The following is a 15,267-nucleotide window of genomic DNA, read 5'->3' on the forward strand; positions in this document are numbered from 1 at the left end:
GGTCGGGTTCCACATGGCGCTTCCATTCTGGCTTTGAACACCGTCTTGGAATCATCATCGGCCCGATCACTCAACTCAATTCTCGGACAGGCTCTGAGCGGCTGGGCTTCAAACGTGCCGCGGTTGCTGTTTCGCGAAAACTTGCCGTCATCATGCATAGCATGCTCAAGACCGGGCAAGCGTTCAATCCATTGGCTGGCGCTGCTGCATAGGCAAAACGCCGGCCTACCTGCCTCAGCGTCTCAATCCGACTGAGATGCTGGGCGTCCCCGCTGTGGACGTGGGTTGGGTCATTCCGTCGCAGCTCGTTGAGACTGCGTCTTGAACATAGGAAGACCCGCCCTGCGAAAACCCATCATGCGGCGATTGCATGTCGACCGCGGAGACAACAGTGCTCCCAGCACCGGACGAGTTTGCAGGAATATTGAGATGTAAAACGAAGAAGTGGAAAAGATGTCGCGCTTCCAACACGGCAACGAAGTACGTCGTTTAAAATCCACTTGACCCGAGGCAGGCGATTAGACAACGGATACGAACCGCTGACCCGTTGTTACTACGCGCCAATGCGAGACATGGCTCCGCATTTCGGTCGCGGTCGTGTTTCGGCCCCATCGCTGCAACGATAGGACCGATCCATGTCTTCGTGAATCGTCAGTGTCCCCCCACCTTTGCGTTGGAGGTGCGTGCATCCGGAGTAAATCCGCGCGCCCGTCCGGACCAGGCGATCAAAAGGGCGATGATCAGCAGAACGGTCAGCGCCCATGGAAACGCCGTTGGGCCATAGGCATCCAAAAGAACACCGCCCAGGATACCGCCACCTGCGATTGCACCATTCCAGGCGACTACGTTCATCGAAAGAGCAACGTCTGCACCATCACCCGCGGTGTCTGCCAGGGCGGTTTGCAAGAGCGTTGCGGCGCCGCCGAATGTCAGGCCCCAAATGGCAACGCCACCATATATCAACCAAGACGACATCGAAACGATCCCGAAGAGCAGGGATACCAGCCCGAAGGCGGCGAGACTGGTCAGCACGGTTGCTCGCAGGTGACGGTCGACCAGCTTTCCCGCCAACCAGATACCGACGAGCGCGGCCAATCCAAATACCAGGAGAACAAGGTCGACCCGATCCCGCATCCCGGCCGACTGAACGAAGGGTGCGATGTAGGTGTAGAGAATGTTGTGTGCGAGCATCCATGCAACGACAACGGAAAGGACCGGTCGAACGCCTGGGGTTGAAAATACCCGAAGCAGGGGCAGTCGATCGCCCTTCTTCTGGCCTGGATAGTCCGGCACTTTCATTATGACCCAGCCGATCAGGATCAATGTCAATATCGACATGATCCAAAAGGCGGTTCGCCAGCCGACCTGCGCACCAAGCCATGTCCCCATCGGGACGCCAAGCGACAGCGCGATCGGCGTTCCTACCATAGCGATCGCCATCGCCTTCCCCTGTTGATGTGCAGGGACCATGCGTCGTGCATAGCCTGCCAAAAGGCTCCAGGCCAAACCAGCGGCAACGCCAGCAAAGAAACGTGCGACTAAGGTAAGCGTGTAGTTGGACGAAATCGCAGTCACAGTGTTGAAGATCAGAAACCCAATGATGGTGGACAGCAGGACTGTCCTGCGCCGCCAACTGCTTGTGGCAATGGTCAAAGGTATCGCCGCTAGCAGCGAACCGAGGGCGTAGACAGTCACCATTTGGCCAGCGAGGGATGGAGAAACGCCCAAACCCTCAGTGATTTGCGGCAGTAGCCCCGCGGGAAGCGTCTCTGTGAGAATGCAGATAAAGCCAGTCATCGCCAATGCAAGTAAGCCAGCGACGGGCAATCGTTCGGTGTCTTTTTCAGATTCGGTAGTTTTCATTGATTTCATGAACCTCAATATATGGATCGGACGATCCAGATATCGACATCAAACACTCTTGGCAAGATATTCTGGATCGAATAGTACGGAATACAATTAAGGAGGCACAGTATGGCTCGAACGGGACGGCCTAGAGCGTTTGACAGAGACAAGGCACTGGATGCCGCGATGATCCTATTCTGGGAGCAGGGCTATGAGCCGACCTCTCTCAATCAACTGAAAGCCGCGATGGGAGGCATTTCTCCGGCAAGTTTTTATGCGGCCTTCGGGTCTAAGGAAGCCCTCTACGACGAGGTCGTCCTGCGATATCAGGCCTCCTACGGGCGCGTAACTGCAAGCCTAAAGAATGAGGCTCTGCCACCACGCGAAGCTATCGAGACGGCTCTGAGGCTTTCAGCAACGATGCAAACCGACAAGACGCACCCGCCAGGATGCTTAATAATCCTGGGGGCCAACAACTGTGCGCCCGAAAATCGTCACGTAGATGATGTGCTCGCAGCCGACCGGATGCGAAATCGTGCGGGCATCGAAATCTGCATCAGGCGTGCAGTCGATGCAGGAGAGCTTGTCAGCACCACAAATGTACGTGGGTTGGCGACCCTGTTTCATACCTTCCTGATGGGTATCGCATTTGAAGCACGGGACGGTGCTGATGGCGGCGATATCAACGAAGCTGTGACAGCATTGATGCAGATATGGGATCGGCACATGGCGACGTGAGAGTGGCCTGGGCAAAGGGGCGGTACTGGATGACTGCTTCGGGGCGACTGCAAACCAATTGTGTTTAGCTAAGCTCTTGACGGGTATTGAACCTTCGACCAGTGCCTCGGGTTTGGCAAGAACCTGAAATTAATCGCCCTTTAGGCGGTCAAAGTCGGCCGTATCGGGAGGCGATTTTATGGGACGCTTAGCTGCACATCAATCAGCGCCATTTTGCTCGTGCGATCAGTTAAATACGCTCCGTGAAGAGCGTACTTAACGTTTTGCTGTGGATGGTTAGGCCAGCCAGAAGATAATGCCGGAAAGTGCAAAGCCGAACAGGCCCATCAACGTCTGCATCACGGTCCAGGTCTTGAACGTGGTCTTGATGTCCATGTTGAAGAAACGGCCGACCAGCCAGAAGCCGGAATCATTGACATGCGACAGCATTACCGAGCCCGATGCGACCGCTATGACGATTGCTGCCAGCTCAATGCCCTGATAACCGGCGGCCTGGACCGCGGGCTGCACGAGACCTGCAGCGGTGATTAGGGCGACGGTAGCAGAGCCCTGCGCGACGCGTAGCGCGGTCGAAATCAGGAATCCCGCCACCAGGACAGGCATGCCGATATCGGCAAGCACGCCCGAAAGAGCGTTGCCGATACCGGAGGCACGTAGAACGCCGCCGAACATGCCGCCGGCACCGGTGATCAGGATGACCGAGCAGACCGGCCCCAGAGCGGAGTCGATTATGCGTTCGACCTTGATCGGGTCGCGACCACGCAAAGGGCCTAAAACGTAGGCGGCAACAAGAACCGAGATAAGAAGAGCAATCGGCGTGGAGCCGATGGCGCGGGCAAGCTGGAACCAACCGGCATCCTTGCTGACCCACCCTTGCGCGCGGGCGAAATCGAGGCCGGTATTCATGAAGATAAGAACGAGCGGAAGAAGCAGTAGCGCAACGACCAGACCGGGGCTCGGCAGGGAGATTTTACCGCCTTCCGAGGATTGTTCCTCCAAATTGTCCGGCACCGGCAGGTAAATGCGCTTGCCGATCCAGTTTCCGAAGAAATGGCCGGCGAAGATCCAGGTCGGGATGGCGACGAGCAATCCGACGATGATCAGGAGCCCGACATCAGCGCCCAGCAGTTCTGCCGCGGCCACCGGTCCGGGATGCGGCGGCACGAAAACGTGCATGCACGAAAATGCGGTCGCGACCGTAATACCGTAAAGCAGAAGGCTGCCGCCAAGACGGCGCCCAACCGTGAACATCACGGGAAGCATGACAACGAGGCCTGCATCGAAGAAAATCGGGAAACCGAAGAACAGCGACGCGATGCCCAAAGCCATAGGCGCGCGTTGTTCACCAAATCGACGGACTAGATCATCGGCCAGTGCCTGAGCGCCGCCGGAGACTTCCAGCAAGCGGCCCAGCATCGCGCCAAGCCCGACAAGCAATGCCACGCCGCCGAGCGTGGAGCCGAATGCGTTCGTGAGGGTGGTCAGGATGTTTGCGGCGGGAATGCCCGTAACGAGCGCCGTCACAAAGCTGACGAGAATGAGCGCCACAAACGCATGGACGCGAAACTGAATGATTAGGACCAGTAGCAGCGCAACGGCGCCGGCCGCAATCGATATGAGCGTACCAGCGCCCAGGGTCTGTTCGAACTGTGGCAAGTTTATATTCCTCCTGTATTGAACCGTTGTCTCCGGGGCAAACCCACAGAGGTCATCTTGAATGCAGATTAAACTCTGGTTTTGGCGATCGGCGCGCACGCCAATTTGGCCGCTTTATCAACGACCAACGCCAGCGCGGCTTTTCATTAGTTCCAAGCCTTCCCTACGTTTTTGCATTCCCCGGCAACTGCTGGATTCTTGGGCCAGGCTCCACATGAAGCTTGGCCTTCAAACGCAGTTGAAACCGAGGTCTGTGATTATATAGCCTTCGCGGAAAGCTGCTGATCGCCAGCGCCATTCCACCAATTGCATGACCGCTGTGCGATCTCGTCAATCGGAAGCGCAGCATCGACTGCTAACGTTGCTGGCTCGTCATAGGGCGGTTCGATTGCCGCGAACTGGCTCTCCACGAGGCTGGCAGGCATGTAGTGGTCTTTTCGCTGCGCCACGCGTTGGCGGGAAAGTTCGGGAGTCATTTCAAGAAAAATGAAGCCAAGGCCTGGCACGGCACTACGCAATATGTCGCGATAGCTCTTCTTGAGAGCCGAGCACGCCAGAACGGGGCGCTCGCCGGCCGCTATCGCGGAGGCCATTTCCTCACCCAGACGCTTGAGCCACCCAAGGCGGTCATCATCCGTCAATGGGATGCCAGCTCGCATCTTATCGACGTTGGACGCCGGATGGAATGCGTCGCCTTCTATGAGACGTCCGTCGCAAATTGCCGAAATCGCAGCGCCAACGCTGCTTTTTCCGCATCCACAGACCCCCATGACAACAAGTGCCGGAATGAATTCTTCCATGGCATCCTCCTCCAGGTAGCGCTATCTTGATTTCAATCGAAGAGTGATGCTTGACGCTGACCCTGATTAAGTTCGATGAAGTATGTCTGAAACGGTAGGCAAGTTTCTCTCCCGCCCTCCTCAAGACAGCGCTATCTTAGGCAAGAACGTGTCCACAGGCAACCATAAGAAACCTTCGCCCCAACGCGAAGTATCGCGGCGTACAGGACGTCCGACCCTCGCTGACGTCGCTGAATCGTCGGGTGTTTCGCCGATCACCGCGTCGCGCGCATTGAGAGGCATAGCCACAGTCGATCCCCATCTTGTATCGAAGGTGAGGGAGGCGGCGGCGACACTCGGTTACGTGGTGAACCCAGCAGCCAGAGCGCTCGCCTCCGCTCACAGCCAGACGATCGTGGCCCTGGTACCATCGCTTTCGAACCAGCTTTTCATCGAGGTCCTAGAGGCCATCCATGAGGTTTTATTGCCTCAAGGGCTGGAAGTCCTCATCGGGGACTATCACTATTCCCCGGATGAAGAGGAGAAACTGATCCGCAATTATCTTGCTCATCGGCCCCGTGGGTTGCTTCTCACCGGTTTCGAAAGAAGTGAAGCGGCCCAGGCATTGCTTGCGGCGAGCCGGTTGCCGATTGTCCAAATGATGGAACTGGCGAATGCCCCTGGCGTGTTTTGCGTTGGTTTCTCACAACAAGCGGCCGGAGCCGCGGTAGCACGTCATCTTCTAGACAGGGGTCGCAAGCGTATCGCCTATGTCGCGGCCCAGCTTGATGCCCGCGTGATGCAACGGGGAGAAGGGTTTCGCCACGCTCTGCAGCACGCCGGCCTTCACGACCCGGCTCTCGAGATGATGACGCCGGCACGCTCATCTGTTGCGGTGGGTGGAGATATGTTCAGTGAACTCATCACGAACAATCCCGATGTCGACGGGATCTTTTTTTGCAATGACGATCTCGCCCACGGTGCGATCTTTGAGGCCGCACGACAGGGCATCCGCGTTCCCCAGAGGATTTCCATGGTCGGTTTCAATGACTTGCCGATATCTGCACACATGACGCCGCGTCTCACTTCGATCCGGACGCTCCGCGCAGACATTGGGCAAAGAGCCGCCACACAGATTCTCAGCCTGATCAAACATGAAAAACTCGAGAACCCATGTGTCGATGTGGGCTTTGAGTTAATCGTGAGGGAGAGTAGTTAGGGTAGAGACTGCGCGCAGGCATCGTTGCCATGCTCAGGAGATAGCAATTCCGCTACGTGCGACTATGATCTTCCAGTCCCGCCAGAAACTGAAATTGCCAAACTGGGTCACAAATGATTCAGTTCTGTGCGGTCATACCTGTCGAAAACACAGATTTTCTCGCACCGTCATCGGCCCTGCTGCCTGCGTCGACGCCTATCGGATCGAGGGATCGGTTCATGACGAGGCTGAATGCAGGAAAACCAACTCAAGTCGCATGATAGATGTGCCATCTCATTCAGCAAACATGGCACAACTTTTTCCGATAAAGCTATCACTTGCCTGATGACATTTAGCCGGGAGACTGCCAACAGCGTATCTGCCTGCCTCATCTGGCAGGGCAAACGGATGGAGAGGACTGTGTATTTGATTTGTGCAGATCGTTCGCGCATACACCCGGATCAGCTACGGGCCAAGCTGAATGTCCAGCCCCGTGCACAAGCAGTTTTCCAGATGTGGCCGAAACCTCTTGCAACCCTTCTGGCTTTTCTGGCCATGCAGAACTCCGCTCTTGCTGCTGAAGGTCATGCTCCGCTGGATGGGGGTGCGCTTGGCCCGATCTGGGCCCTACCCTTTGTCGGCATCCTCCTTTCCATCGCGCTTGCTCCTTTGCTCGCCCCAAAATTCTGGCACCATCATTTTGGCAAGGTCGCCGCCTTCTGGGCGCTTGCCTTCATCTTGCCTTTTGCAGCCACGCATGCCTCGGGTATCGTTGCCTCCGAACTGACCCATGCAATCCTGCTCGATTATGTGCCTTTCGTGATCCTTCTGACGGCGCTGTTCACGGTTTCCGGCGGGATTCTGGTCACGGGAAACCTGCATGGATCACCGCGCCTCAATACCAGCCTGCTCGCCGTTGGAACCTTGCTCGCCTCGGTGATCGGCACCACCGGCGCATCCATGGTGCTGATCCGCCCGCTGTTGCGCGCCAATGACGGCCGCCGCCACAACGTTCATGTCGTGATCTTCTTCATTTTCCTCGTGTCCAACATCGGTGGTTCGCTGACGCCGCTTGGCGATCCACCGCTGTTTCTCGGTTATCTGCGCGGCGTCAGCTTCTTCTGGACGGCGTCGCATATGCTGGCGGAAATGGGCGTTGCCGTTGTGATCCTGCTCGCCCTGTTCTGGCTGTTGGACAGCTATTTCTATAAGGGCGACAAGGATTTTCAGGGCTTGATCGATCCAACACCGGACACGAAGAAGATAAGCATCAACGGCACAGTCAACTTTATCCTGCTTTTGATCGTCGTATGCGCAGTATTGGTTTCCGGCTCGTGGAAGCCCGGCATATCCTTGCCCATTTACGGTCTGCAGCTCGAGTTGCAGAATATCGTCCGTGACCTGATCTTGATTGCTGCGGCCGTTGCGTCGCTTGTCCTGACACCGGCAGGACTTCGTGAGAAAAACCATTTCGAATGGGGACCGATGCTGGAAGTCGGCAAGCTGTTTGCCGCGATCTTCGTGACCATCATTCCGGTCATTGCCATGCTGAAAGCGGCCGAAAACGGTTCTTTTGCGCCGCTCGTCGCGCTGGTCACCACGCCGGAAGGCGCGCCGATCGATGCCATGTATTTCTGGATGACCGGCATTCTGTCGTCCTTCCTCGACAATGCGCCGACCTACCTCGTCTTCTTCAATCTTGCCGGCGGCGATCCGGCGGAATTGATGGGACCTTTGGCGCGAACGCTCGTTGCGATTTCCTGTGGTGCAGTCTTCATGGGTGCCAACAGCTATATCGGCAATGCGCCGAATTTCATGGTGAAGGCCATTGCCGAAAGCGCCGGTGTGAAAATGCCCAGCTTCTTCGGCTACATGGCATGGTCTGTCGGCATTCTCGTGCCTGTTTTCATCCTTGTCACCCTCGTGTTCTTCCGAACCTGATGCGGGCCACTAAGGGCAGGCAAAAAGGCGCTCACTCCAACGATGCATGGACGAAAGGCCTCCATTCGGTTTAGCTGTCAGAATGATCGACCTGCGTAACATCGAAACGTTCTTCTGGGCTGCCGCACTGGGTAGCCTGAGGGCAGCAGCCGAAAAGCTCGGCACAACACAGCCGGCCGTCTCGCAGCGGATTGCGGCTCTGGAACAGTCACTCGGCGTCAAGCTTTTCGATCGTGCAGCACGCGGCGTGCGGTTGACCGCCAAGGGTCAGGAGCTGCTGGCCCACGCGGAACAGCTGATCGAAGCGCGCAACGGGCTGGTGCAGGCGGCGCGCGACCACACAGCCATGAGCGGTCGCCTTAACCTCGGCGTTGCTGAAACCATAGTACAGACCTGGCTGCCGGCATTGATCGCCGAAATTCACTCCGCCTATCCCGATCTCACGCTCGAAATCGAAGTCGACACCAGCGAGATGCTGCAATCCCACCTGATGAGCCGCAAGATCAACCTTGCCTTCCTGATGGGCCCGGTGCTGGAGCAGCGGGTGGAGAACCGGCCACTCTGCACCTATCCGCTTGCATGGATTGCCAAACCGGGTCTTTACCCGTCGGGACAGAACGTGTCGCTCGAAGCGATTTCCGCGCTCCCGGTCATCACCTACGGTGCCAATAGCGCGCCCTATCGGCAAGTGCGCGACATGCTGCAAAGATACCGGATATCGGCCCCGCGCATGTATGGCAGCGCCTCACTCTCGATGATCGCGCGTATGGCCCTCGACGGCATCGGCACCGCCGTGATCACGCCGATTTTCGTAGGGGCCGAATTGCAACGCAATGAGTTGGAAATCCTCAAGGTCGATGCTGACCCATTGCAGGCACTGCATTTTACCGCCAGCTGGATCGATGGCCCGGACAGCCACGCCGCCCGCGTGGTCACGCATATGGCGCAACAGATCGCCCAGAACAGCGCCGGTAATGTTCTCGATGCGCGGCAGGAAAACGCCTGAGACTTAAATTTTATTTATACCTCGCTTCCAAACATTCGATTGGACAGGCTGTTTTTCATGACGTCTAATCCATCACAAGAAAAGCGATATAAATCGCACGCATGGGAACAGACTGACTGACGCATCCAGCTGGTGTCTATCGAGCATGTCCGCTCGGTAAAGACCGGGCCTTGAGCCTATGTTCGCCTTTTCCCCTGCCATGCCCATTCAGCAGAAGAAAAAAGGGAACGACATGAAGCTACTCTCCTTTGCCACAGCATTTCTCGTCGCCGGCGCAGCCACCGCGCAGGAACTGCCGAAAACGCAGCTGCAGATCGTTGGCGGCCTGAGCAATCTCACGGCATACCAGCAGTTCGAACAGCCCTTCTGGACAAAAACCATTCCGGAAAAATCCGGCGGCCAGATCACCGCCACCGTCAAGGGTTTTAACGAAATGGGCCTCAAGGGTCCGGAACTGATGCGCCTGATGTCGCAGGGCGTCGTGCCCTTCGGTACGGCAACGCTTTCCTATTTCGCCAGCGACAACCCGATCAACGAAGCAATCGATCTGCCGGGCCTGGCGCCGGATGTCGACACCGCCCGCAAGGTGACGGAAGCTTTCCAGCCGATCTACGAAAAGTTCTACGGCGAAGGTTCCAAGGTCAAGCTTCTCGGCATTTCGACCTATCCGGCCCAGGTTGTCTTCTGCAATGCCGACATCAAGGGCCTTGCCGACCTGAAGGGCAAGAAGGTTCGCACCTCCGGCCGCACGCAAGCGGAATTCGTCGAAGCCTTCGGCGGCACCAGCGTCACCATGGCCTTCGGCGAAGTGGTTCCGGCACTGCAGAACAAGGTGGTCGATTGCGCCATCACCGGTTCGCTCTCCGGTTATTCGGCCAAATGGTATGAGGTCTCGACCCATCTTCTCGCGCTGCCGATCAACTGGAACCAGCAGATCCACGCCGTCAACCAGTCGGTCTGGGACAAGCTCGACCCGAAGGTTCAGGCGTTCCTCGAGGAAAACATCACGACACTGGTGGACGACATCTGGAAGGCCGCCGGCACGCAGACCCAGGAAGGCTATGACTGCAACACGGGCGCTGCCGCCTGCACGCAGTCCGTCAAGGGCAAGATGACGCTCGTCGTTCCGACAGACGAGGACAAGGCGCTCCTCAACAAGACGCTGAAGGAAAAGATCCTGCCGACCTGGGCAGCGCGTTGCTCTGCCGATTGCGTCAAGGGCTTCAACGACACGATCGGCGCATCGTTCGGCCTGACGGTTTCCAAGTAAACCAGAACAAGCACGGCTGCATCATCCCGCAGCCGTGCCGCCTCCCCTCCAGCCGGATCGAAGACCATGACAGGATCAATCCCCCTTTTCACATCCCTGTTCGGCTTTGCCGAAAAGGCGGCCCGATGGGCGGTGCTCGCCAGCGGCGCGCTGACCATTGCCAGCGTGTTGCTGATCACCTTCGATGTGCTCGCGCGTAAATTTTTCGGCTGGACGGTGGGCGGTTCCGACGAGTTGTCGAGCTATGCCTTTGCGATCAGCACCACATGGTCGCTGGCCTATGCGACGCTGCAACGCGCCAATGTGCGTGTCGACGTCATCTATCAATATCTGCCCGTCCGGGTTTCGGCTGTGCTGGACTGGCTGTCGCTGGTCTGCCTCGGCGTCTTCATCGGCTTCGTCACCTATTACGGTTACGGCGTCGTCGCTGAATCGATCAGCAACAATTCGCAGGCCAACACACCGCTCGGCACACCGCTTGCCATTCCCCAAGGCCTCTGGTTCGCCGGCCTCGTCTTCATGTGCCTGATCCTGGCGCTGATGCTGATCCGCGCATCTGTCGCCCTCGTCACCGGCGACATCGACACCGTCAAGGCCATTGCCGGCGTACGCTCCACACAGGAAGAAGCCGAAGAGGAAGCAGCCGCCGGCGAGCGCCTGATCGAAGGAGAACGCAAATGATCGCCACCACCGTAATTCTCCTTCTCGTTTTGATCGGCCTGTCCATTCCGGTCGCAGCCGCACTCGGCGTGCTTGGCCTCGTTCTCGATCCGACCTTTTCCATGCTGCCGCTCACCCGCGCGATCGGCGAGCTTGCCTGGAGCACCAATAACGAATTCCTGCTCGTTGCCATTCCCCTCTTCATCCTGCTTGGCGAAATCCTGCTGCGTGCCGGTTTTGCGGAGCGCATGTATAGCGCCATGAGCCTTTGGCTCTCCTGGCTTCCGGGCGGCCTGATGCATGCCAACATCGGCGCTTCCGCACTGTTTGCCGCGACATCCGGCTCCAGCGTCGCGACAGCCGCGACCGTCGGCACTGTCGCCATCCCGCAGATCAAGAAGCATGGCTACAATGAGCCACTCTTCCTCGGCAGCCTTGCCGCCGGCGGCACGCTCGGCATCCTCATTCCGCCATCGATCAACATGGTCCTCTACGGCGTCCTGACCAACACATCCGTTCCCAAATTGTACCTTGCCGGTATCATTCCCGGCCTGCTGCTGACGGGCCTGTTCATGCTCACCATCATTGCCGGCTGCGCCATCGTGCCCGCCTGGGGTGGCGCACGCGTCAACGGAACGTGGGGCAAGCGTTTCGCCAGCCTAATCCATCTCGCACCGCCGCTCGGCATCTTCCTTCTGGTCGTCGGCTCGATCTATGCCGGTCTTGCAACCCCGACGGAAGCAGCGGCACTTGGCGTCAGCGGTGCAATGGTGCTTGCCGCCTGTTTCGGTCGCCTCACCTTCGCCATGCTGGCGGAATCGATCGAAGGCACGATGAAATCGTCGGCGATGATCCTGCTGATCATCATCGCCTCCGGCTTCCTCAACTTCGTCATGTCGGCCACCGGCATTACCGATGTGATCACCAGCTCGATCTCCGGTCTCGGCTTCTCACCCATGGCGATGGTTCTGGTCGTCGTGATCTTCTACCTGATCCTCGGCTGCTTCATGGAATCGCTATCGATGATGATTACCACCATTCCGATCGTCGCCCCCATCATGCTGGCGCTCGGTTTCGATCCGATCTGGACCGGCATCCTGATCATCGTGCTGGTGGAAGCGGCTCTCATCACACCGCCGGTCGGTCTCAACCTCTTCGTCGTGCACAGCCTGCGCAAAAGCGGCTCGATGACACCGGTCATCACCGGTTCGCTTCCCTTCGTCGGCGCGATGGCAGTGCTCATCGTCCTCCTGTCCATTTTCCCGTCGATCGCGCTCTACCTGCCCGGTCTCGCAGACTGACATCATTGAAATCCGGAATTGATCCCATGAAACTGCATTTCACGCTCGAAACCTCGTCTTCCCGCTCCGACCTCGCCATCGAGATCGACCAGCTCGTCGTTGCTGGCTGGGCCGGACGCGACCGCGCCGCCATCGACCACCATATCGAGGAACTGGCGGCGATTGGTGTGCCGCGTCCAAGCACCGTACCGCTCTTTTACCGCGTGTCCGACAACTCGGCCGTTCAGGCCGACGTGATCCAGTCGGTCGGCACGGAAAGCTCCGGTGAAGTCGAAACCTTCATCTTCCGCTCGGGCGAAGAGCTTCACGTCTCGCTCGCCTCCGATCACACCGATCGCAAGCTGGAAGCCCATAGCGTGGCGCTCTCCAAGCAGATCTGCGCCAAGCCGATTGCCACAACCGCATGGCCCTTTGCCGAAGTGGCCGATCACTGGGACCAGTTGATCATCCGCTCGTGGATCGAGGAGAACGGCAGCGAGACGCTGTATCAGGAAGGCCCGCTGTCGAGCCTGCGCACGCCGCTCGACCTGATTGCCGGTTTTACCGGCGGCGAGGCTGCGCTACCGGAAAAGACCGGCATGATCTGCGGCACGGTCGGCGCCATCGGCGGCATCCGCCCGTCCGGGCGCTTCACGATGGAGTTGTTCGATCCGGTTCTCAACCGTAGCATCCGCCACAGCTATTCGATCGAAACGCTGCCCGAGGTTCAGTAATGTCCCATTATCCGACGATCGCAGAGGTCTCCGCTTCCCTTGCAGGCGGAAAGACCAGCAGCCGAAAGCTTGCCGATGCCGCCCTTGCTGCCATCGACGACCCGTCGGGCCAGGGCGCAAAGGCCTTCATTCGCCGCAATGATGCACGCGCCCGCGCCATGGCGGATGCGTCTGATCTGCTTCGCAGCGTGGGCCAGGTGCGCTCGCCGCTCGAAGGTATTGCGATCTCGGTCAAGGACCTGTTCGATCTTGCCGGCGAAGTGACGACCGCCGGCAGCATTGCCATGCGTGATTCGGCGCCGGCCACGGCCGATGCCCCGGTGGTGCACGCACTGGCGCGCGCAGGTGCGGTTATCACCGGCACGACCAATATGAGCGAGTTCGCCTTTTCAGGCCTCGGCCTCAATCCGCATTACGGCACGCCGCTCAACACGTTCGATCGCGCCACCGGCCGCATTCCCGGCGGCTCGTCTTCCGGTGCAGCCGTTTCCGTGACGGACGGCATGGCGGTCGCCGCCATCGGCACGGATACGGGCGGATCGATCCGTATTCCGGCAGCACTTTGCGGCCTCACGGGCTTCAAGCCGACCGCTGCCCGAGTGAGCCGCGACGCGGTTCTGCCGCTCTCGAAGTCGCTCGATTCCATCGGCCCGATTGCCGCAAGCGTCGCCTGCTGTGCCGTGATCGATGGCATCATTTCCGGCGAAACCGGGCGCTCGGTCCGGCCGATGCCTCTGGCCGGACTGCGACTCGCGGTGCCGCAGACGATTGTGCTGTCCGACATGGACGAACATGTTGCCTCGACCTTCGCCGCAATGCTCAGCCTGCTGTCGAAAGCCGGCGCGAAAATCGTCGAGATCGACGTGCCTGAATTTGCAAAGCTAGCGACGATCAATGCCAAGGGCGGGCTGATCGCCGCCGAGGCATGGCACTGGCATCGCGAACTGCTGGAAAGCCGTGGCGATGATTATGACCAGCGCGTGCGTGGCCGCATCCTGCGCGGGCGCGACATCAGCGCTGCCGATTATCTCGACGTGCTTGCCGCCCGAACCGCCTGGCAGCACGGCGTCAACGAAAAGCTTGCCGGTTTCGATGCCGTCATCATGCCGACCGTGCCGACGATCGCACCGGCAGGGGCGCCGTTGCAAACTGACGATGCGACCTTCTTTGCAACCAACGGCCTGATGTTGCGCAATCCGACCATGATCAATTTCCTCGATGGCTGCGCCCTTTCGGTTCCCTGCCACGCTGCCGGTACGGCACCTGTCGGCCTGATGATCGCCGGAGGCCAAATGACGGACGCAAAGATCCTGTCGGTCGGCCTATCGATCGAACTGGCATTGAAGGTAAGGAACTGACGCGATGGCATTCGATCCCGGTTCTGCTGCCCATCTGGTGCGGCTGGAAGCGCGTTCCGGCGCTCTCTCCGGCCCGACCGCCAATCTGGCGCCGGGCTTCGTTCAGGCCAATCTGGCCATTATGCCGCGCGAACTCGCTTATGACTTTCTGCTGTTCTGCCAGCGGAACCCGAAACCGTGCCCTTTGATCGGCGTGTCGGATGCCGGCGCTCCGCTCATTGAGGCCCTGGGGCATGATCTCGATATCCGCACCGACGTACCGCGTTACCGTGTCTGGGAAAACGGCAAGCTGGTCGCCGAGCCTGAGGACATCACCGGGATCTGGCGCGACGATCTCGTGACATTTGCGATCGGTTGCTCGTTCTCCTTCGAGGAAGCCCTTCTGGCTGCAAATGTGCCGGTCCGTCATATCGAGGACGACACCAATGTCCCGATGTACCGGACCTCGATCGAAGCGGTTCCGGCCGGCGTCTTTTCCGGTCCGCTGGTCGTTTCTATGCGACCGATGAAACCGGAAGACGCCATCAAGGCCGTCCAGATCACCAGCCGCTTTCCGTCCGTTCATGGCGCGCCGGTGCATATCGGCGATCCCTCAACAATCGGCGTCAAGGATATTTTCGAGCCCGATTACGGTGATGCCGTGCGGATCGAAAACGGCGAAGTTCCGGTCTTCTGGGCATGCGGCGTAACCCCGCAGGCGGCAATCGCGCAGGCCTCTCCAGCATTTTCAATCACGCATGCGCCGGGACACATGCTCGTCACCGATCTTGTCAACGCCGCCCTCACGATCTGAGACCATCAA

Annotated in this window: 13 protein-coding genes and 1 pseudogene; 11 read left to right on the forward strand and 3 right to left on the reverse strand. The window is 58.7% G+C overall.

The window, feature by feature from the left end; translation table 11 throughout:
* Positions 1–212 (forward strand): annotated as a pseudogene (locus EDF70_RS30550) (hypothetical protein); the annotation flags it as partial.
* A gap of 439 nt (positions 213–651) precedes the next feature.
* Here EDF70_RS30550 and EDF70_RS29250 read toward each other — a convergent pair.
* The gene (locus EDF70_RS29250) at positions 652–1,863 is read right to left on the reverse strand and encodes an MFS transporter (protein WP_245519433.1); all 1,212 of its coding nucleotides are present in this window, start codon (positions 1,861–1,863) and stop codon (positions 652–654) included.
* A 168-nt stretch (positions 1,864–2,031) separates the two neighbouring features.
* On the opposite strand from EDF70_RS29250, the gene EDF70_RS29255 reads away from it, so the two are divergent.
* Positions 2,032–2,583, forward strand: a complete 552-nt coding sequence (locus tag EDF70_RS29255; RefSeq protein ID WP_207908356.1) for a TetR/AcrR family transcriptional regulator — start codon at positions 2,032–2,034, stop codon at positions 2,581–2,583.
* 276 nt (positions 2,584–2,859) lie between these two features.
* Here the strand turns inward: EDF70_RS29255 and EDF70_RS29260 are convergent, their stop codons facing one another.
* Positions 2,860–4,239: a gluconate:H+ symporter gene (locus EDF70_RS29260; protein WP_207908357.1), complete on the reverse strand. Its 1,380-nt coding sequence runs from the start codon at positions 4,237–4,239 to the stop codon at positions 2,860–2,862.
* 257 nt (positions 4,240–4,496) lie between these two features.
* The gene (locus EDF70_RS29265; RefSeq protein WP_132281729.1) at positions 4,497–5,039 is read right to left on the reverse strand and encodes a gluconokinase; all 543 of its coding nucleotides are present in this window, start codon (positions 5,037–5,039) and stop codon (positions 4,497–4,499) included.
* An 82-nt stretch (positions 5,040–5,121) separates the two neighbouring features.
* Between EDF70_RS29265 and EDF70_RS29270 the strand changes: the two genes are divergently transcribed.
* The 9 genes from EDF70_RS29270 (at position 5,122) to EDF70_RS29310 (ending at position 15,258) form a co-directional block, all read left to right on the forward strand.
* The gene (locus tag EDF70_RS29270; protein WP_132281732.1) at positions 5,122–6,237 is read left to right on the forward strand and encodes a LacI family DNA-binding transcriptional regulator; all 1,116 of its coding nucleotides are present in this window, start codon (positions 5,122–5,124) and stop codon (positions 6,235–6,237) included.
* A gap of 492 nt (positions 6,238–6,729) precedes the next feature.
* Positions 6,730–8,157: a sodium:proton antiporter gene (locus EDF70_RS29275; RefSeq protein ID WP_165932189.1), complete on the forward strand. Its 1,428-nt coding sequence runs from the start codon at positions 6,730–6,732 to the stop codon at positions 8,155–8,157.
* Between the two features lie 82 nt (positions 8,158–8,239).
* Positions 8,240–9,163, forward strand: coding sequence for a LysR family transcriptional regulator (locus EDF70_RS29280; RefSeq protein WP_132281735.1), 924 nt, complete (start codon positions 8,240–8,242; stop codon positions 9,161–9,163).
* 232 nt (positions 9,164–9,395) lie between these two features.
* Positions 9,396–10,433, forward strand: a complete 1,038-nt coding sequence (locus EDF70_RS29285; RefSeq protein WP_132281737.1) for a TRAP transporter substrate-binding protein — start codon at positions 9,396–9,398, stop codon at positions 10,431–10,433.
* A 66-nt stretch (positions 10,434–10,499) separates the two neighbouring features.
* Positions 10,500–11,114, forward strand: a complete 615-nt coding sequence (locus EDF70_RS29290) for a TRAP transporter small permease (protein ID WP_132281739.1) — start codon at positions 10,500–10,502, stop codon at positions 11,112–11,114.
* Positions 11,111–12,394 carry a TRAP transporter large permease gene (locus EDF70_RS29295; protein WP_132281741.1) on the forward strand — a complete coding sequence of 428 codons (1,284 nt, stop codon included), beginning with the start codon at positions 11,111–11,113 and terminating at the stop codon, positions 12,392–12,394. The genes EDF70_RS29290 and EDF70_RS29295 overlap by 4 nt, the downstream gene beginning before the upstream one ends.
* A 26-nt stretch (positions 12,395–12,420) precedes the next feature.
* Positions 12,421–13,107 (forward strand): DUF2848 domain-containing protein, encoded by a 687-nt coding sequence (locus EDF70_RS29300; protein ID WP_132281743.1) that lies wholly within the window; start codon positions 12,421–12,423, stop codon positions 13,105–13,107.
* Positions 13,107–14,465: an amidase gene (locus EDF70_RS29305; protein WP_132281745.1), complete on the forward strand. Its 1,359-nt coding sequence runs from the start codon at positions 13,107–13,109 to the stop codon at positions 14,463–14,465. The genes EDF70_RS29300 and EDF70_RS29305 overlap by 1 nt, the downstream gene beginning before the upstream one ends.
* A gap of 4 nt (positions 14,466–14,469) precedes the next feature.
* Complete coding sequence (locus EDF70_RS29310; protein WP_132281747.1) at positions 14,470–15,258, forward strand: putative hydro-lyase; 789 nt, start codon at positions 14,470–14,472, stop codon at positions 15,256–15,258.
* The last annotated feature ends 9 nt before the right edge of the window (positions 15,259–15,267 follow it).

Source organism: Neorhizobium sp. JUb45, assembly GCF_004343585.1.
GTDB lineage: Bacteria > Pseudomonadota > Alphaproteobacteria > Rhizobiales > Rhizobiaceae > Neorhizobium.